Raw genomic sequence first — 16,995 nt, 5'->3', positions numbered from 1 at the left:
AATCATGTTGAACAAAACCGCCATCCGCGTCGCCGCGGTGGGCGTCATGGCCGCGTCGCTCATCGGAGCATCGGTCACGGCAGCTTCGGCTGCACCCGGACTCAACGGCTCCGACGCCGAGGCCACGACCACGACGGTGTTGCCCGCGACGAGAGCCGGGGCGACGACGCCGACCAGGCCGATGAGGCTGTTCTCCTGGGGCGCGATGACGGCCACGACACCCGTGGGCTCGGCGACGCTCAGGTTGAAGTACGGGCCCGACACGGGGTTGGCGTTGCCCGTGACCTGCTGGTACTTGTCGGCCCAGCCGGCGTACCAGACCCAGCGGTCGATGGCCGCGTCGACCTGCGCGGCGGCCTCGGCCTGCGAGACGCCTTCGACCTGCACGATCTCGTCGATGAACTGGGCGCGACGCCCCTCGAGCAGCTCGGCGATACGGTAGAGCACCTGCCCGCGGTTGTAGGCCGTTGCACCTGACCATCCGGATACCGCGGCACGCGCGGCGACCACGGCATCGCGGGCATCCTTGCGCGAGGCCTTGGCGGCGTTGGCGAGGAACCCGCCGTCGGCCGCCCGCACCTCGTAGGTGCGGCCGGACTCGCTGCGCGGGAACTTGCCGCCGATGTAGAGCTTGTACGTCTTGGGCACGGTCAGGCGGCTCATTCTGCTGCTCCGTTCGGGGCGGTGGTGGTCTCGGTCGTGGGTGCCTGTGCGGCGGCGGTCGGCTCGGCGGGCGTCGTCAGCTCGGCGGGCACAGAGGGGGCGATGCTCGAGGGCAGCGACGTCACGGATGCCGCGGTCGCGAGATAGGCGCCGAGCCCGTGCTTGCCGCCCTCACGCCCGTAGCCCGATTCCTTGTAGCCGCCGAACGGCGACGACGGGTCGAACTTGTTGAACGTGTTCGCCCAGATCACGCCGGCGCGCAGCTTGTCGGCCACGGCCAGGATGCGGCTTCCCTTGTCGCTCCAGATGCCCGCCGAGAGGCCGTAGGGCGTGTTGTTCGCCTTGGCGATGGCCTCGGCCGGGGTGCGGAACGTCAGGACCGACAACACGGGCCCGAAGATCTCTTCGCGCGCGATAGTGTCGCTCGTCGACACGCCCGTGAAGATGGTGGGCTTGAACCAGAATCCGTCGGTCGGCAACTCGCAGTCGGGGCTCCAGCGCTCGGCACCTTCGGCCTCACCCTGGTCGCTCAGCGCGCGGATACGGTCGAGCTGTTCGCGGGAGTTGATGGCGCCGACGTCGGTGTTCTTGTCGAGCGGGTCGCCGACGCGCAGCGTAGACATGCGGCGCTTCAGGCGCTCGATGACCTCGTCGTGGATCGATTCCTGCACGAGCAGGCGCGAGCCGGCACAGCACACGTGGCCCTGGTTGAAGAAGATGCCGTTGACGATGCCCTCGACGGCTTCGTCGATGGGCGCGTCGTCGAAGACGATGTTGGCGGCCTTGCCGCCGAGTTCGAGCGTGACGCGCTTCGCGGTGCCCGCGATGGTGCGCGCGATCTCGCGGCCCACGGCCGTCGAACCTGTGAAGGCGACCTTGTCGATGCCCGGGTGGGCCACGAGCGCACGGCCCGTCGCGCCCGCACCGGTCACGATGTTGACGACGCCGGCGGGCAGTTCGGCCTGCTGCAGGATCTCGGCGAAGATGAGTGCCGTGAGGGGCGTCGTCTCGGCGGGCTTCAGGACGACGGTGTTGCCGGCGGCGAGGGCGGGCGCGATCTTCCACGCCAGCATGAGCAGCGGGAAGTTCCACGGGATGACCTGACCGGCAACGCCCAGCGAGCGCGGGTTGGCGCCGAGGCCCGCGTAGTCGAGCTTGTCTGCCCAGCCGGCGTAGTAGAAGAACCAGGCGGCCACGAGTGGCACGTCGACGTCGCGGCTCTCCTTGATGGGTTTGCCGTTGTCGAGGCTCTCGGCGACGGCGAGCTCGCGGGCACGCTCCTGCACGAGGCGGGCGATGCGGAAGAGGTACTTGCCGCGGTCGCTTCCCGACATGGTGGACCATACGGTGTCGTAGGCGCGGCGGGCGGCGCGCACGGCGTCGTCGACGTCGGCGTCGGTGGCCGTGGCGATCTGGGCGATGTGCTTCTCGGTGGCGGGCGAGATGGTGGCGAAACCATCCCCGCGACCGTCGACGAATTCGCCGTTGATGAAGAGGCCGTATTGCTTCTTCAGGTTCAGGACGGAGGTGGACTCGGGCGCCGGGGCGTAGTCGAGAAAACTCATGTCGTGCCTTTCTATGGATGCTGGCAGAGCGAAAGTGGGTGGGGTGGGCCGGCTGCGGGTCAGTCGATGGTCACGTAGTCGGCGCCCGAGTACTGGCCCGTGGTGAGCTTCTGGCGCTGCAGCAGCACATCGTTCAACAGGCTGGAGGCGCCGAACCGGAACAGGTGCGGCTGCAGCCATTCCTCGCCAACGGTTTCGGCGACGGTCACGAGGTATTTGATGGCGTCTTTCGACGAGCGGATGCCGCCGGCGGGCTTCACGCCCACCTTCTCGCCCGTCAGCAGGTGCCAATCGCGCACGACCTGCAGCATGAGCAACGTCACGGGCAGCGTGGCGGCGGGCGAGACCTTGCCCGTCGACGTCTTGATGAAATCGCCCCCGGCGAGGATCGAGAGCCACGAGGCGCGGCGCACGTTGTCGTACGTGTTCAGCTCGCCGGTCTCGAGGATGACCTTGAGGTGCGCGTAGCTGCCATCGCTGCGGCGGCAGGCCTCTTTCACGGCGACGATCTCGTCGTAGACCTGGCCGTAACGACCCGAGAGGAACGCGCCGCGGTCGATGACCATGTCGATCTCGTCGGCCCCCGCGTCGACGGCGTCGGCCGTATCGGCGAGCTTGACGGCGAGCGAGGCGCGGCCCGAAGGGAACGCGGTCGCGACGGCGGCCACGTTGATGCCGCCCTCGCCGCCCACGGAGTGGTGCGCGCCGAGAGCTTCGACGGCGTAGGGAACCATGTCGCCGTAGACGCACACGGCCGCCACCTGCGGGGTGCTGCGGTCTGAGGCATCCGGCGTCACGGCCTTGGCCGAGAGCGAGCGCACCTTGCCGGGTGTGTCGGCACCCTCGAGCGTGGTCAGGTCGATGAGGCGGATGATGGTGTCGAGCGCCCAGGCCTTCGAGGTGGTCTTGATGCTGCGGCTGCCGAGGTCGGCCGCGCGCTGCTCGAGGCCCACGGCGTCGACACCCGGGATGCCGTCGAGGTAGCGGCGCAGGCTCGCGTCGGTGATGGGGCCGTCGAGCATCTCGAGGGCCGTCGGCCGTGCCAGTTCTTTTCCGGCGTCGTGCATGAGGTCTCTTCTCGTTCTTAGTGTCAGAGGTTCAGGGGTTGAGCACCGCGCGGGCGGTCTCTTCGTCGGTGACGAGCACCGTGCAGAGGCCCGACGACACCATGGCGCGGGCGACGGCCTGCTTGGCCAGCCCGGCGATGACGGCGATGCTCGTGGGGGCGGCGCGCAATTGGTCGAGGCTGAGGCCGAGCGTGCGCTCGTCGAGCGACGGGTCGACGATCATGCCGTTGGCGTCGATGTAGCGGCCGACGACATCCCCCACGGCGCCGCGGCGCACGAGTTCGCGCACGTTCTCGGTGGTGAGGTAGCCGCTGTGCACGTGGGCGCTATCGGGCCCGGCCACACCGGCCGAATACAGATAGGCGGATGCCTCGGCGGCCATGCCCAGCACCTGTGCGACCATGCGGTCGCCCTCGATGCTCTTCTTGGTCTCGAGGCGTTCGAGGATGGCGGGGCTCGGCAGCAGCGTGGCATCGCCCGAGGCCTTCTTGGCGATAGAGACGGCCGTGGCCGCGGCCGTGCCGGCTCGCTGGTTGAGGGTGACGCCACCGTTGATCTGCACGACGTTCACGCGCGTGGCCCAGCCGTCGGTGAGCTTGGCGGCGACGTCGTCGAGCGTGCGCCCCCAGCTGATGCCGAGCGTGCGGGGAACCGGACGCAGTGCCGTCAGGTAGTCCGCGGCACCCTGGGCCACCCGGTCGCGGATCTCGGCGTCGTTCTTCGCGCCCGAGACGGGCACCACGATGGCGTCGGCGAGGCCGAATGCATCCCTCAGCTCGCGTTCGAGGCCGAGTTTGCGGGCCCGCGGGTGCACGATCTCGATGCGGATGTAGCCCTTTTCCTTGGCCTGGGCGAGCAGCCGCCCGACCTTCCAGCGCGTGAGGCCGAGGATCTGGCCGACCTCGTCCTGCGTCTTGTCTTCGTCGTAGTAAAGCTCGGCCGCGCGGATGGAGAGGAGTTCGTCGCTGTCGGACATGCTGCACTCCTTCACGATCGCGGTGGGCGCCCGAGTGGGCTGCCTCCAGGCTACGGCGGGCCCCTGCTCGTTTCAACACATGCGGGGTGTTTTGCTCATGTGAGCAGCTTTCGACGCGGTTCGCCCGCGGCCGTTGGCGCGCCCCGCCGCACTCGTGCCCTGTCCCCCGAGCGCCCCTCGGACTAAAGTTGCTCCATGGCAGCTCAGCGTTTGCACACCGGCCGCACCGCATCGAGGGGGCGCCCGATCGGCATGGCCCTCGGGGTCGTCGCCGACGCGCTCGACACGCTCGGCGACGAGCAGTGGGGCCGCCAGAGCCTGTGCGATGGATGGACGACGCGCGACGTCGTGGGCCACCTGGTGTGGCGCGTCGGCAGCCCCACCCACCGATTCGTGGGCGACATCCTCGTGACGACGGCGCAGAAGCGGCACCTCAACCCCATGGCCTCGATGGACGACATCGCCCGGCGCGAGGGGCAGGCGCGCAGCATCCCGATGCTCGTGGCCGAACTGCGGCGCATCGCGGCCCAGAAGTCGAAGGGCGTCGGCCGCACCAACCCCGCCGAGCTCATGGAGGCGATCGTGCACGGCTACGACGCCCTGCAACCCCTCAACGTGCCGCTCGGTTTCGCGCCCGAATCGACGCATCAGGTGGCACGGATGGCTCAGGCCACCGCCGGCCGCGACGCCCGACTCCTGCTGCGCAATCGCCGTCTGGTGGCGGGCGACGCGGGTTGGAGCATCGGCAACGGCTCGCCCATCGTGGCCGACGCCGCGAGCATCATCCTCTACCTCACGGGCCGTAAGGCGCAGGGGCCCAACCCGGCGAAGCTGGCGCGCACGCATATCGAGGCGCCGGGTAACGCGCCGTTCCGCGGGCCCGAGCTGGCATAGGCCAGAGCGATCAGGCCGTCAGGATGTCGCGCACCTTGGCGACGTCTTCGTGCATCTGTTCGATGAGCGGTTCGATGCCGCGATAGGCGACCTGGCCGCGCAGGCGCTCGACGAACTTCACGTCGACCACGTCGTCGTAGAGGTCGAGCGTCTCGTCGAGCACGTAAGCCTCGACCTGTTTCTGCGGCACGCCGTCGAAGGTGGGGTTGTTGCCCACGGAGATGGCGGCCGGGTAGGAGACGTCGCCGCGCACCAACCAGCCCGCGTAGACGCCGTCGCTCGGGATGAGGCCATCCGAGTCGGGTGAGAGGTTCGCCGTGGGAAAACCGAGCTCGCGCCCGCGTTTTGCTCCGTGCACGACGACGCCGCTGACGGTGGGAAGGTGACCCAGCAGTTCGGCGGCCTGGCGCACTTCACCCTGCGCGAGCAGTTCGCGGATCCACGTCGACGACACGCGCCGCCCGTCTTTCGGGGCGACGTCTTCGACCACGCGCACCTCGAAGCCGTACTGCCGACCGAACTCGGTGAGCGTCTCGACCGTGCCGGCGCCCTTATGGCCGAACCGGAAGTCGGCGCCCACGAGGACGACGACGGCGTGCAGGGCCTCGACCAGGATGTCGCGCACGAACGCGTCGGGGCTCTTCTGGCTGAACGCCTCGTCGAAGCGCAGCAGCACGGTGTCGTCGACACCCGTCTGCGCGATGAGGTCGGCCTTCTGCCGGTTGCCGACGAGCGACGACGGGCACTTCTCGGGGTTGAGCAGCGCGAGCGGATGCCGGTCGAAGGTCACGACGACGCTCGTGGCGTGGCGTGCGGATGCCTCTTCGAGAAGTTCGTGGATGACGGCGCGATGTCCGGCGTGCACACCGTCGAACTTGCCGATCGTGACCGCCGACGGCCCGTAGCCTTCGGGGATCTCGCTGAGGTCGGTGTAGAGCATCAGGCGGCCGTCCGCTCGCGCTTGCGCTGTCCCGCGAGCCACATCAGGCCGAGCACGGGCAGCACGAGCGGGATGAACAGGTAGCCGACGCCGAAGTACGACCACACGGTGGGGTGGGCGAAGAGCGCCGGGTCGAGCACGCTCCACAGGCCCACGACGAGCACGCCGGCGAGCTCGAAGCCGATGGTGATCCAGGCGAGTCGTGCGGCACCACGTCGCGAGAGGACCAGCGCCACGGTCGCGACGATGTAGACCACCGCGGCCACGGCGGACAGCGAATAGGCCACGGGTGCCTCGTCGAACTTGGTGGCGAGCTGGAACACCGAGCGGCCCGTCGCGCCGAGCGCCAGGATGGCGTAGACGACCACGAGGAGTCGGCCGATGCCGGTGATGCGGCCGGATGCGGGGGTTCCGGCGGGTGCGGGGGCGGATGCGCTCTGCTCAGTCATATCGTGTCGATTCTATTCTCGTTGCCGCGGGACGCTCGCGCTCAGGCGCCCTGGACCGCCCAGATCTGGTACATGCGGTAGACCATGACGGCTATGGCGATGCACGCGACTCCGAGGATCACGGTGCTCCACTTGCTGCGGTCGAGCAGCGCCCAGAACCCGGCCGCGGCGGGCAGGATGAGGGCCGAGATGAGGTAGACGTAGAACTCGGGCACGCTGCCGGATGCCTCGTTGCCGACGAACGGCGCCGCGATGGCCACCACGAGCTGCACGATCAGCAGAACCTCGACGAGCGCGGTCGCGCCCATGGTGAGGTCGTTGGGCTTCTTGCCCGCAAGTCCCGCGACGAAGCAGACCAGGGCGGCGACGACGGCCACGCCCACCTGCACGTAAGTGAACCATTCGATCATCGTGCGCCTCCCTGAGCCGGATCGGGCGGGAAGTTGACGACGGTCTTGCCAGCCCCGCCGCGTTTCTCCACGAGCCCGATGAGGCGCCCGTCGGGAGCGATCGCCGCGATCGGGCCGTCGGCGTCGGGCAGGATGTCGGCGGGGATGCGCTTGCCGTGGCCCAGGTCGACGGCCGTGTGCTCGTCGAGGTTGACGACCGGGAACAGCGCGGCTGCGGCATCTGCGGGAGCAATGGACGTGCCGGCGACATCGAACCCCTCGGCCATGACCTCGGCCAACGTGGGGGCACCCTCGACGCGGAAGGGGCCGACGCGCGTGCGGCGCAGGGCCGTGAGGTGTCCGCCGACGCTGAGCGCCTCGCCCAGGTCGCGCGCGAGGGCACGGATGTAGGTGCCCGACGAGCATTCGACGCGCACGTCGAGGTCCACGAAGCCATCCAGGTCGCGGCGGTCGAGCACCTCGAACGTGGAAACGGTGACGCTGCGTTCGGCCAGCACGACCTCTTCGCCGTCACGCACGCGCGCATAGGCCCGTTTTCCGCCAACCTTGATCGCGCTGACGCTCGAGGGGCGCTGCGAGATCTCGCCCGTGAGCGCGGCGATGCCCCGCGCGATCGCGGTGTCGGTCGCGCCTCCGAGCGCCGCGGCCTCGGCCCGCTCCCCCAGCTCGCCTTCGGCGTCATCCGTCGACGACGTCTGCCCGAGGCGGATCGTCGCGAAGTACTCCTTGTCGGCGCCCACCACATAGGTGAGCAGCCGCGTGGCCGATTCGATGCCCAGGATGAGGAGGCCCGTCGCCATGGGGTCGAGGGTTCCCGCGTGGCCGACCTTGCGGGTGCCGGCGGCGCGGCGCGTCTTGGCGACGACGTCGTGGCTGGTCACGCCCATCGGCTTGTCGACCAGCAGAATTGCAGACACCACGTTCGTCACTCCTCGTTCAGCCCCGCAAGAATCCTGCCATAACCCGCACCTCGGCCCGCGCGGGGGCCGGTCGAGGCGGCGGTGCCACGGCGATCAGCAGCTGTCGAGAAACAGGCGGCGTGGATGCGCGGGGTCGGCGTTGTCGATCACGGCCGTGGCGCGCGTGCGCGGGTCACCTTCGGCTTCATAGAGGTCTTGCCCGCCCACGTAGCGCGCGTTCGAGGGAGCCTCGGGATCGGCATCCACGCCCAGCGTCTCGTGCAGCCGGCGGTAGGCCTCGCTGTAGGGCACGTCGAGCCGGATGGAGTAGTGCCAGAGGCCCCGCAGCTCGTCACGGTTGAGGAAGACCCCGTCGACGATGAGCACGGCGTCGCGCGGAGCGGTGACCCAGGCCGACTGCGCCGTCTGATCGCGCCGCTCGTCGAAGCCCACGAGCTGGAAACCCGCGCTGCCGCCCAAACGGTAGGGCTCGATGAGCACGCGCCGGAACAGGCTGTAGTCGAACGAGTCCTCGTAGAAACCGTGAGGGTCGCTCTCACCCCGGCGGTAGCGCTCGGTGCGCGGCCGGTGGAAGTCGTCGATGGATGCTCGGAAGGCCGCACGCCCCTGCTCGCGGAACACCTCGGCCAGCCCGTCGGCGAACTCGGTCGTGCCCGATCCACCGATGCCGTCGACCGCCACGATCGTGCGCCCGACGCCATAGTTGTGCGAGATCTCGTCGCGCAGATCGCGCAGAAGGACAACCCTCGGAGTGTTCGCCAGCATCATGTTTTCAGCCTACTCCGCACCCCCGACGGGCGTTCGGGGCTTGACCGGCGGGTACTCTGAAACCGATGCCCGAATCATCCGAATCACCGCTGCCCGACGCCGCCGAACGTGAGCACGCCTCGCCGATGGATGTCGCGACACCGATCATCGCGTGGTTCGCCGAGAACGCCCGCGACCTGCCCTGGCGCCGCCGCGGTTTCACGGCGTGGGGAACGCTGGTCAGCGAATTCATGCTGCAGCAGACGCCCGTCGCCCGCGTCATACCGCGTCTCGACGAGTGGCTCGCGCGCTGGCCGACACCCGCCGACCTGGCCTCCTCGCCGCCTGGGGAGGCCGTGCGCGCGTGGGCCAACCTCGGTTATCCCCGACGGGCCCTGTGGCTGCACCGCGCGGCCGTCGAGATCACCGAGCGGCACGGCGGGGTCGTCCCCTCCGACGTCGATCAGCTGCTCGCACTCACGGGCATCGGCGACTACACCGCGCGCGCCGTCAGCGTCTTCGCATACGGCCTGCGGCACCCCGTGGTCGACACGAATGTGCGCCGGGTCATCGCGCGCGCCGTCGACGGCAACGGTCAGCCCGGTCCCCCGTCGGCCAAACGCGACCTTCCTGCCATGACGGCGCTGCTTCCGGATGATCTGGCCGACGCACGCGCGTTCAACGCGGGCATCATGGAGCTCGGCGCCATCCGCTGCACGGCCCGTTCCCCGCTGTGCGACGAATGCCCGTTGCGCGACGTCTGCCGCTGGCGCGCCGCGGGCTATCCCGAGTACACGGGCCAGAAGAAGGCCGTGCAGAAGAAGTACGAGGGCTCTGACCGCCACGTGCGCGGGCTCATCATGGCCGAGCTGCGCCACACCCACCGGCCGGTCACCCCCGCCGAGATCGCGGGCCTGTGGCCCGACGTCGACCAGCTGCAGCGCGCCCTGACGGGTCTCGTCGCCGACGGCCTCGCGGTGCCCGAGGACGAGGGCTACGTCCTGCCGTAACTCCAGCCTCGGCCTCCCAGCCGCGGCGCGCTACGCCGCAAGACGTGGTTCGCTGACGCGGGCTCTTCCACCCTTCCCGGGAAGCTGAGTGCCTGGGCACACGTTGACGCGTCGGCCGCGCTACCAGACGCTCTCACTAGCGCGCGTCTCGATGTCGCCCGAGGCTGTCACGCGAGGCCGGCCTCGCGACGGGAACAGAAAACCGGCGGACACCCTGTGCCCGCCGGTCTCCCGATCGCTTGAGTTCCCCGGCTCAACGCCGAGGAAAGCTAACGCTACTTCGTGGCGTCGTCGTCGCCAGAGACGGCTTCGTCGTCATCCGAGGTGCTCTCGTCGTCAGACGCGGCAGTCTCGTCGGCTGCGACAGGTGCGGCGGCCGCCACAGGCGCCGCGGCGGCATCCGCCTCGTCGTCCTCGTCGTCGGCGTCGGTCACGTAGGGGTTCTCGTCGCCCGCGTAGCTCGCGCCCTGCGCCAACTTCAGCGCCTCGGCGTCACGCTCGCGCGCCGTGCGCAGCAGGTCTTCGATGTGCTGAGCGTTCTCGGGGATGGCGTCGAGGATGAATTCGAGCGACGGCGTCAGGCGCGCCGTGATGTTCTTGCCCACCTCGGAGCGCAGCATGCCGGTCGCGGACTTCAGCGCGGCCTGCGTGTCGGCGCGCTCCTGGTCGGAACCGTAGACGGTGTAGAAGACGCTGGCGTGCTGCAGGTCGCCCGTCACCTGAACGTCGGTGATGGTGACGAACCCGAGCCGCGGGTCTTTGATGCCGCGGTCGAGGCGTTCGGCGATGACCACTTTGATGCGGTCAGCCATCTTGCGGGCGCGTGCGTGATCGACCATGGTGTCCTCTTTCTGTAAATCTGCGAGTTCGAGCTTATCGCTCGGTGATCGGATGCCGGAGCGCCCCGTCGTGGCACCGACATCCGTTAACGGCCGGAGCCGGTCGAACCGCCCTGGGGCGACCGACCGGCTCCGGTTCGGAGGTGGGGATTAGCCGCGCGGCTTTTCCTTCATCTCGGTGGTTTCGATCTCATCGCCGATCTGGATGTCGTTGAACTTGCCGAGACCGATACCGGCCTCGAAGTCCGTGCGCACCTCGGTGACGTCGTCCTTGAAGCGACGCAGCGATTCGATGGCCAGGTTGTCGCCGACCACGACGCCGTCGCGGATGACGCGAGCCTTGGCGTTTCGCGTGATCGTTCCGGAGCGGACGATGACACCGGCGATGTTTCCGAACTTGGAGGAACGGAACACCTCGCGAATCTCGGCCACACCCGACTGGACCTCTTCGTACTCGGGCTTGAGCATGCCGGTCAGGCTCTGCTCGACGTCCTCGAGTGCGTTGTAGATGACCGAGTAGAACCGGATGTCGACACCCTCGCGGGCGGCGCGCTCACGGGCCTTCGGGTCGGGGCGGACGTTGAACCCGATGATGATCGCGTTATCGATCGTCGCCAGGTTGACGTCGGACTCGGTGACAGCACCCACACCACGGTGGATGATGCGCAGCTGCACGCTGTCGTCGACCTCGATCTTGAGCAGCGATTCTTCGAGCGCTTCGACAGCACCCGACACGTCGCCCTTGATGATGAGGTTGAGCGACTCGACCTTGCCCTCTTCGAGTGCGCGGGTGAAGTCCTCGAGGCTGATGCGCTTGCGAGCCTTGGCCAGCGAGGCGTTGCGCTCGGCGGCTTCACGCTTCTCGGCGATCTGACGTGCCGTGCGGTCTTCCTCGGTGACGAGGAACGTGTCGCCAGCGCGGGGAACGCTCGACAGACCCTGAACCTGCACGGGGCGCGACGGGCCGGCCTCGGCGACGGTGTCGCCGTTCTCGTCGACCATCGCTCGCACACGGCCGTAAGCCGTGCCGGCGACGATGGCGTCTCCAACGCGCAGCGTTCCCGACTGGATGAGCACGGTCGCAACCGAACCGCGGCCCTTGTCGAGCTTCGCTTCGATGGCCACACCGCGTGCGTCCTTATCGGGGTTGGCGCGCAGGTCGAGCCCGGCGTCTGCGGTGAGCAGAACGGCGTCGAGCAGGTCCTGGATGCCCACGTTCTCGCGAGCCGAGACGTTGACGAACATGACGTCTCCACCGTATTCCTCGGCAACCAGACCGTATTCGGTCAGCTGCTGACGAACCTTGGCGGGGTTGGCGTCGGGCTTGTCGATCTTGTTGACCGCGACCACGATCGGCACGTTGGCCGCCTGGGCGTGGTTCAAGGCTTCGACCGTCTGCGGCATGATGCCGTCGTCGGCCGCGACAACCAGGATCGCGATGTCGGTCACCTGCGCACCACGTGCACGCATGGCGGTGAACGCCTCGTGACCCGGGGTGTCGATGAAGGTGATGGCGCGTTCGAGGCCCTCGTGCTCGGTGACGACCTGGTAGGCACCGATGTGCTGCGTGATGCCACCGGCCTCGCCGGCAACGACGTTGGCGTTTCGGATGGCATCCAACAGGCGGGTCTTACCGTGGTCGACGTGACCCATGACCGTGACGACGGGGGGACGGATGACCAGCTGGTCGTCGCCCTCGTCTTCGAGCTCCTGGTCGAGGTCGATGTCGAAGCCCTCGAGCAGCTCGCGGTCTTCGTCCTCGGGGGAAACCATCTGGATCTTGTAGCCGAGTTCGTCGCCGAGCACCTCGAAGGTGGCCTCGTCGAGCGATTCGGTCGCCGTGGCCATCTCACCGAGGTGGAAGAGAACCGTGACCAGGTTTCCCGGGCTCGCGTCGATCTTGTCGGCGAAGTCGGAGATCGAGGCACCGCGACGCAGGCGGATGACGGTGTTGCCGTCGCCGCGGGGAACGCTCACGCCACCCAGCGACGGGGCCTCCCGCAGCTCGAATTCCTGCCTCTTCGTACGCTTCGACTTGCGCGACTTGCTCTTGCCGCCGCCACGACCGAACGCACCGGCGGTTCCACCACCGGGGCCACGGCCGCGACCGCCGCCGCCACCCGCGGGACGCGAGGGGCCGAAGCCGGGACGCTGGAAGCCACCGGCCGCGGGGGCGCCACCGGCACCGCCGGGACGCTGGAAGCCGCCGCCACCGGGGCGACCTGCTCCACCCGGACGACCGGGACCGCCGGGGCGCTGACCCTGTGCCGGCTGACCGGGACGGGGGCTGCCGGGGCGAGGAGCCTGCGGGCGAGGGATGTTGGCCGGCGTCGGACGCTGACCCATGCCCTGCGCGCTGGCGAAGGGGTTGTTGCCGGGACGCGGCGGGCGCTGACCCATGCCCTGCGACGACGCGAAGGGGTTGTTACCCGGACGCGGGGCGCCGGGACGGGCACCTGCTGCGCCACCCGGACGGGGAGGAGCCGCGGGGCCGGGGGTCGGCTTCGAGGAAGAGGGGGTTGCGGACGACTCTGCCGGGGCAGCATCGGACGCGGGCGCAGCCTCGGACTTCGGCGCAGCGGCTGCCGGCGTCGGAGCGGATGCAGCAGCGGGCTTCTCGGCGGCTGGCGCGGCGGGCGCCGCCGGAGCGGGAGCAGCCTTGGCCGGGGTTGCCGGAGCGGGCGCGGGAGCCGGAGCATCCTGAGCCTTCTTGGCCGTTGCGGGCGTGGGGCCCGACGACGGCTTCGCGGCGGACGCGGCGCCCGTCGCGGGGGCCTTGGCCGCGGGAGCCTTCGGCGCGGGTGCGCCGGACGCTGCGGGAGCCTTCGATGCCTCGGACTCCAGCGCGGCACGCAGCTTGCGCGCGACGGGGGGTTCGATCGTCGAAGACGGGGACTTGACGAACTCGCCAAGCTCTTTCAATTTCGCAAGGGCGACCTTGCTGTCGACACCGAGTTCGGATGCGATCTCGTGTACGCGTGGTTTTCCAGCCACTATTCTCCTGTCTGGGTCTGACCCCGGACAGGGCAGACCTCACTTACGGACGGGTCTCATTTCGAGCCGCTCATTAGTTGTCCATTAGCCGTTCAGCCATTTCTCTAGGTGTGTCGTGTCGATGGCGTTGCCAGCGCGAAGAGCGCGACCGAAAGCTCGGCGTTTCTCTGCGAGGTGGTAACAATCGAGATTCGGATGGATCCATGCCCCTCGACCGGGCAGAACCGCCGCCTCATCGACGACGAGCTCCGTACCGCGCGCGACGAATCGCAAGAGGTGGGTTTGTGGGGCACGTGAACGGCATCCGACGCACGTTCGTAGTGGTTCCATCTTAGCACTCCCCTCCTGACATGGGTTCAGCCACTCACTTTTGGGGGGAAGGGTGAGTGGCTGCTGGGGGTTGTGGTGAGTGTTGGGGCGGGGGGCCGCGGGGGCCGTGAGCCTTTGGGGCGGGAGCCTTCGGGGCCAGGGGCCTTCGGGGCGACGCCTTGGGGTTGCATGAGCTAGATGCCGCGCGGTAGTGGCTGAATAGCTGTGCTTGTGCTCGGGCTGTGCCCGAGACCGGGGAGAGACGGCTGAATCGCCGTCTCTCCCCGGCGCGAAGATCGACCTCTAATCGGATTCCATGACGGAATCCGGTTGGATGTCGATCTTCGCGCCCGTTAGCTTCGCGGCGAGGCGGGCGTTCTGGCCCTCCTTGCCGATCGCGAGCGAGAGCTGGTAGTCGGGCACCAGGGCGCGGACGGCCTTCGTGGCCTCGTCGAGCACGAAAGCGCTCGAGACCTTGGCGGGCGACAGGGCGTTGGCGACGAAGACCGGCAGGTTCGGCGAGTAGTCGACGATGTCAATCTTCTCGTTGCCGAGCTCGTCGGTGACGGCGCGCACGCGGCGGCCGAGTTCGCCGATGCAGGCGCCCTTGGCGTTGACGCTCGGGTCATTGGCCTTCACCGCGATCTTCGTGCGGTGGCCGGCCTCGCGGGCCAGCGAGATGATCTCGACGACACCCGACGCGATCTCGGGAACCTCGAGCGCGAACAGCTTGCGCACGAGACCCGGGTGGGTGCGCGAGACCGTGATCTGCGGACCCTTCTGCCCCTTGGCCACCGAGGTGACGTAGACGCGGATACGCGAACCGTGCTTGTAGTCCTCGCCCGGCACCTGCTCCTCGGGAGGCATGATGGCCTCGACCGTTCCCAGGTCGACGTGGATCATGCGCGGGTTCGGACCCTGCTGGATCACACCGGCCACGATGTCGCCCTCGCGACCCTTGAACTGGCCGAGAACCGCGTCGTCGGCGATGTCGCGCAGACGCTGGTTGATGACCTGTTTGGCGGCGAAAGCGGCGATGCGGCCGAAGTCATCCGGCATGGTCTCGGATTCACCGATGACGACACCCTCTTCGTCGCGCTCGGGAATGAGCACCGACACGTGGCCGGTCTTGCGGTTGAGTTCGACCCGGGCTTCTGGAGCTTCCTGGCCGCCCTGCGTCTCACTCTTGATGTAGGCGGTCAAGATCGCCTGCTCGATGATGTGCACGAGCTCGTCGAACGGGATCTCTCGTTCCCGCTCCATCATCTTCAAAACGGTGAGGTCGATATCCACCGGCGGCCTCCTCTATTCAGATACATCCGTTCACCAAGAACGGAACAACTTGCTAGCGTACCGGACTCTGCGCCCGCACGACACCACGCAGCGAGCGGACCATCGGCGGTCCGCCCGTGAGCGTGCGTGTCGAAGTTTGCTCAGATGGTGCGCTGGGCCTGCAGGCGCTCGACGACCTCGGCGATGGGCACCTCGGTGCGCTCCCCCGAACGGCGGTCCCACAGCTCGACGACGCCGTCGGCGACACCGCGGCCGACGATCACGATCTTCGGCACACCGATGAGTTCGGCGTCGCCGAACTTCACACCGGGCGAGACCTTGGGGCGGTCGTCGTAGAGCACGTCATAACCGGCGCCCTCGAGCGCCCGGGCGACACCATCGGCGGCTTCGAAGACCGCCTGGTCGCGGCCCGTGGCGATGACATACGCGTCGAAGGGCGCGACGTTCGCGGGCCAGATGAGGCCCTTCTCGTCGTTGTTGCCCTCGGCGATGATGGCCAGGGCGCGCGTGACGCCGATGCCGTAGGAACCCATGGTGACCGTGACGAGCTTTCCGTTCTCGTCGAGCACCTTGAGGCCGAGCGCTTCGGCGTACTTGCGGCCGAGCTGGAACACGTGGCCGATCTCCATGCCGCGGGCGAGGTGCACGGGGCCCGAGCCATCCGGAGCCTCGTCGCCCTCGCGCACGGCGGCCGTCTCGACCACGCCGTCGGCCGTGAAATCGCGGCCCGCGACGAGGCCGAAGACGTGCTTGCCGTCCTCGTTGGCGCCCGTGATCCACGAGGTGCCGTCGACGACGCGGGGGTCGAGCACGTAGCGGATGCCCGTGCTGCCGTTCTCACCCAGCACGAGGCCGCGCTGGTCACCGGGCCCGATGTAACCCTTGACGAGGCCCGGGTGCTTGGCGAAGTCCTCGGCGGTGGCCGCTTCGACCTCGGCGGGCGCGAAGGCCACCTCGGCGCGCTTCAGGTCGACGTCGCGGTCGCCCGGCAGGCCCACGATGACGAGCTCCCGCGTTCCGTCGAGGTGGGTGAGCGCGAGCACGACGTTCTTCAGGGTGTCGGCGGCCGTCCAGGGGGAACCGTCCCGGGGCGCCTCGGCGTTGGCCACGTCGACGAGCGTCTGGATGGTGGGGGTGTTCGGCGTGTCGCGCACGACGGCCTCGGGCAGCCCCTCGATGGGGAGCGCCTCGGGGACGACGGTCGTGAAAGCCTCGACGTTGGCCGCGTAGCCGTGGTCGGAGCGCACGAACGTGTCCTCGCCGACGGGGGTCGGGTGCAGGAACTCTTCGCTGCGCGAGCCACCCATGGCCCCGGCATCCGCCTTGACGATGACGTATTCGAGGCCGAGGCGCTGGAAGATGCGCTCGTAGGCGTCGCGCTGGGCCTGGTAGCTCGCGTCGAGACCGGCGTCGGTGTAGTCGAACGAGTAGGCGTCCTTCATGGTGAACTCGCGGCCGCGCAGGAGGCCGGCGCGGGGACGGGCCTCGTCGCGGTACTTGTCCTGGATCTGGAAGATCGAGAGCGGCAGGTCTTTGTAGCTGCCGTAGAGGTCCTTCACGAGCAGCGTGAAAGCTTCTTCGTGCGTGGGCGCGAGCAGGTAGTCGGCACCCTTGCGGTCGTGCAGGCGGAACAGGGCGTCGCCGTATTCGGTCCACCGGTTGGTGATCTCGTAGGGCTCGCGCGGCAGCAGCGCGGGGAAATGCACCTCGTGCGCGCCGGCCGCGGCCATCTCCTCGCGGATGATCTGCTCGATCTTGTTCTTGACCCGCAGGCCGATGGGCAGCCAGGCGAAGACGCCGGGGGCCTGGCGGCGGATGTAGCCCGCGCGCACCAGCAACCGGTGACTCGTCACCTCCGCATCGGAGGGATCTTCACGGAGGGTGCGGAGGAAGTAATTACTGAGACGCGTGACCACCTG

16 protein-coding genes are annotated in these 16,995 nt (G+C 68.7%); 2 read left to right on the top strand and 14 right to left on the bottom strand.

Annotated features, from left to right (window positions below; translation table 11 throughout):
- The 4 genes from ALI44B_RS15430 to ALI44B_RS15415 form a co-directional block, all read right to left on the bottom strand.
- Positions 1-663, bottom strand: a 663-nt coding sequence (locus ALI44B_RS15430) for an aldehyde dehydrogenase family protein (RefSeq protein ID WP_083710113.1), incomplete at its 3' end; no start/stop codon positions are given.
- Positions 660-2,228 carry an aldehyde dehydrogenase family protein gene (locus tag ALI44B_RS15425; protein ID WP_077055415.1) on the bottom strand — a complete coding sequence of 523 codons (1,569 nt, stop codon included), beginning with the start codon at positions 2,226-2,228 and terminating at the stop codon, positions 660-662. The genes ALI44B_RS15425 and ALI44B_RS15430, both read right to left, overlap by 4 nt.
- A 59-nt stretch (positions 2,229-2,287) precedes the next feature.
- Positions 2,288-3,250, bottom strand: coding sequence for a deoxyribose-phosphate aldolase (gene deoC / locus ALI44B_RS15420; RefSeq protein ID WP_407668767.1), 963 nt, complete (start codon positions 3,248-3,250; stop codon positions 2,288-2,290).
- A 76-nt stretch (positions 3,251-3,326) separates the two neighbouring features.
- Positions 3,327-4,271 carry a sugar-binding transcriptional regulator gene (locus ALI44B_RS15415; protein ID WP_077055413.1) on the bottom strand — a complete coding sequence of 315 codons (945 nt, stop codon included), beginning with the start codon at positions 4,269-4,271 and terminating at the stop codon, positions 3,327-3,329.
- A 195-nt stretch (positions 4,272-4,466) separates the two neighbouring features.
- Between ALI44B_RS15415 and ALI44B_RS15410 the strand changes: the two genes are divergently transcribed.
- Positions 4,467-5,165 carry a maleylpyruvate isomerase family mycothiol-dependent enzyme gene (locus ALI44B_RS15410; protein WP_083710111.1) on the top strand — a complete coding sequence of 233 codons (699 nt, stop codon included), beginning with the start codon at positions 4,467-4,469 and terminating at the stop codon, positions 5,163-5,165.
- A gap of 10 nt (positions 5,166-5,175) precedes the next feature.
- Here the strand turns inward: ALI44B_RS15410 and ALI44B_RS15405 are convergent, their stop codons facing one another.
- The 5 genes from ALI44B_RS15405 to ALI44B_RS15385 form a co-directional block, all read right to left on the bottom strand.
- Positions 5,176-6,108, bottom strand: a complete 933-nt coding sequence (locus ALI44B_RS15405; RefSeq protein WP_077055679.1) for a bifunctional riboflavin kinase/FAD synthetase — start codon at positions 6,106-6,108, stop codon at positions 5,176-5,178.
- A complete protein-coding gene (locus ALI44B_RS15400) occupies positions 6,105-6,554 on the bottom strand; it encodes a hypothetical protein (RefSeq protein WP_077055411.1) in 450 nt (149 codons plus the stop codon). The genes ALI44B_RS15405 and ALI44B_RS15400 overlap by 4 nt, the downstream gene beginning before the upstream one ends.
- A 41-nt stretch (positions 6,555-6,595) precedes the next feature.
- Positions 6,596-6,964 carry a hypothetical protein gene (locus ALI44B_RS15395; RefSeq protein WP_077055410.1) on the bottom strand — a complete coding sequence of 123 codons (369 nt, stop codon included), beginning with the start codon at positions 6,962-6,964 and terminating at the stop codon, positions 6,596-6,598.
- Entirely contained in the window at positions 6,961-7,884 is a 924-nt protein-coding gene (truB, locus tag ALI44B_RS15390) for a tRNA pseudouridine(55) synthase TruB (RefSeq protein ID WP_286140839.1), read from the bottom strand. The genes ALI44B_RS15395 and truB overlap by 4 nt, the downstream gene beginning before the upstream one ends.
- 93 nt (positions 7,885-7,977) lie before the next feature.
- The gene (locus ALI44B_RS15385; RefSeq protein ID WP_077055408.1) at positions 7,978-8,652 is read right to left on the bottom strand and encodes a nucleoside/nucleotide kinase family protein; all 675 of its coding nucleotides are present in this window, start codon (positions 8,650-8,652) and stop codon (positions 7,978-7,980) included.
- Between the two features lie 125 nt (positions 8,653-8,777).
- Here ALI44B_RS15385 and ALI44B_RS15380 point away from each other — a divergent pair, with 125 nt between their 5' ends.
- Positions 8,778-9,641, top strand: coding sequence for an HhH-GPD family protein (locus ALI44B_RS15380; RefSeq protein ID WP_077055678.1), 864 nt, complete (start codon positions 8,778-8,780; stop codon positions 9,639-9,641).
- Positions 9,642-9,916: 275 nt separating this feature from the next.
- Here ALI44B_RS15380 and rbfA read toward each other — a convergent pair whose 3' ends face one another.
- The 5 genes from rbfA to ALI44B_RS15355 form a co-directional block, all read right to left on the bottom strand.
- Positions 9,917-10,480, bottom strand: coding sequence for a 30S ribosome-binding factor RbfA (gene rbfA / locus ALI44B_RS15375; RefSeq protein WP_077055407.1), 564 nt, complete (start codon positions 10,478-10,480; stop codon positions 9,917-9,919).
- A 150-nt stretch (positions 10,481-10,630) separates the two neighbouring features.
- Positions 10,631-13,474, bottom strand: a complete 2,844-nt coding sequence (infB, locus tag ALI44B_RS15370) for a translation initiation factor IF-2 (RefSeq protein ID WP_077055406.1) — start codon at positions 13,472-13,474, stop codon at positions 10,631-10,633.
- 84 nt (positions 13,475-13,558) lie between these two features.
- On the bottom strand, positions 13,559-13,804 hold the full coding sequence (locus ALI44B_RS15365) for a YlxR family protein (protein WP_077055405.1): 246 nt from the start codon (positions 13,802-13,804) through the stop codon (positions 13,559-13,561).
- A gap of 282 nt (positions 13,805-14,086) precedes the next feature.
- Entirely contained in the window at positions 14,087-15,076 is a 990-nt protein-coding gene (gene nusA / locus ALI44B_RS15360; protein ID WP_077055404.1) for a transcription termination factor NusA, read from the bottom strand.
- A gap of 140 nt (positions 15,077-15,216) precedes the next feature.
- A complete protein-coding gene (locus ALI44B_RS15355) occupies positions 15,217-16,992 on the bottom strand; it encodes a proline--tRNA ligase (protein ID WP_077055403.1) in 1,776 nt (591 codons plus the stop codon).
- Positions 16,993-16,995 lie beyond the last annotated feature (3 nt).

This window comes from Leifsonia sp. ALI-44-B (genome assembly GCF_001984125.1).
In the GTDB taxonomy this organism is placed as follows: Bacteria; Actinomycetota; Actinomycetes; order Actinomycetales; family Microbacteriaceae; genus Okibacterium.
Note: the sequence above shows the minus strand (reverse complement) of the source record. Positions and strands in the feature narration are given on the sequence as shown.

Excerpts from the sequence above, each read along its gene's own strand:
- ALI44B_RS15385 (WP_077055408.1), bottom strand. The coding sequence starts at position 8,652 with ATGATGCTGGCGAACACTCCGAGGGTTGTCCTTCTGCGCGATCTGCGC.
- ALI44B_RS15380 (WP_077055678.1), top strand. The coding sequence starts at position 8,778 with ATGGATGTCGCGACACCGATCATCGCGTGGTTCGCCGAGAACGCCCGC.
- rbfA (WP_077055407.1), bottom strand. The coding sequence starts at position 10,480 with ATGGTCGATCACGCACGCGCCCGCAAGATGGCTGACCGCATCAAAGTG.
- ALI44B_RS15410 (WP_083710111.1), top strand. The coding sequence starts at position 4,467 with ATGGCAGCTCAGCGTTTGCACACCGGCCGCACCGCATCGAGGGGGCGC.
- ALI44B_RS15395 (WP_077055410.1), bottom strand. The coding sequence starts at position 6,964 with ATGATCGAATGGTTCACTTACGTGCAGGTGGGCGTGGCCGTCGTCGCC.
- ALI44B_RS15400 (WP_077055411.1), bottom strand. The coding sequence starts at position 6,554 with ATGACTGAGCAGAGCGCATCCGCCCCCGCACCCGCCGGAACCCCCGCA.
- deoC (WP_407668767.1), bottom strand. The coding sequence starts at position 3,250 with ATGCTCGACGGCCCCATCACCGACGCGAGCCTGCGCCGCTACCTCGAC.
- ALI44B_RS15415 (WP_077055413.1), bottom strand. The coding sequence starts at position 4,271 with ATGTCCGACAGCGACGAACTCCTCTCCATCCGCGCGGCCGAGCTTTAC.
- ALI44B_RS15425 (WP_077055415.1), bottom strand. The coding sequence starts at position 2,228 with ATGAGTTTTCTCGACTACGCCCCGGCGCCCGAGTCCACCTCCGTCCTG.
- ALI44B_RS15365 (WP_077055405.1), bottom strand. The coding sequence starts at position 13,804 with ATGGAACCACTACGAACGTGCGTCGGATGCCGTTCACGTGCCCCACAA.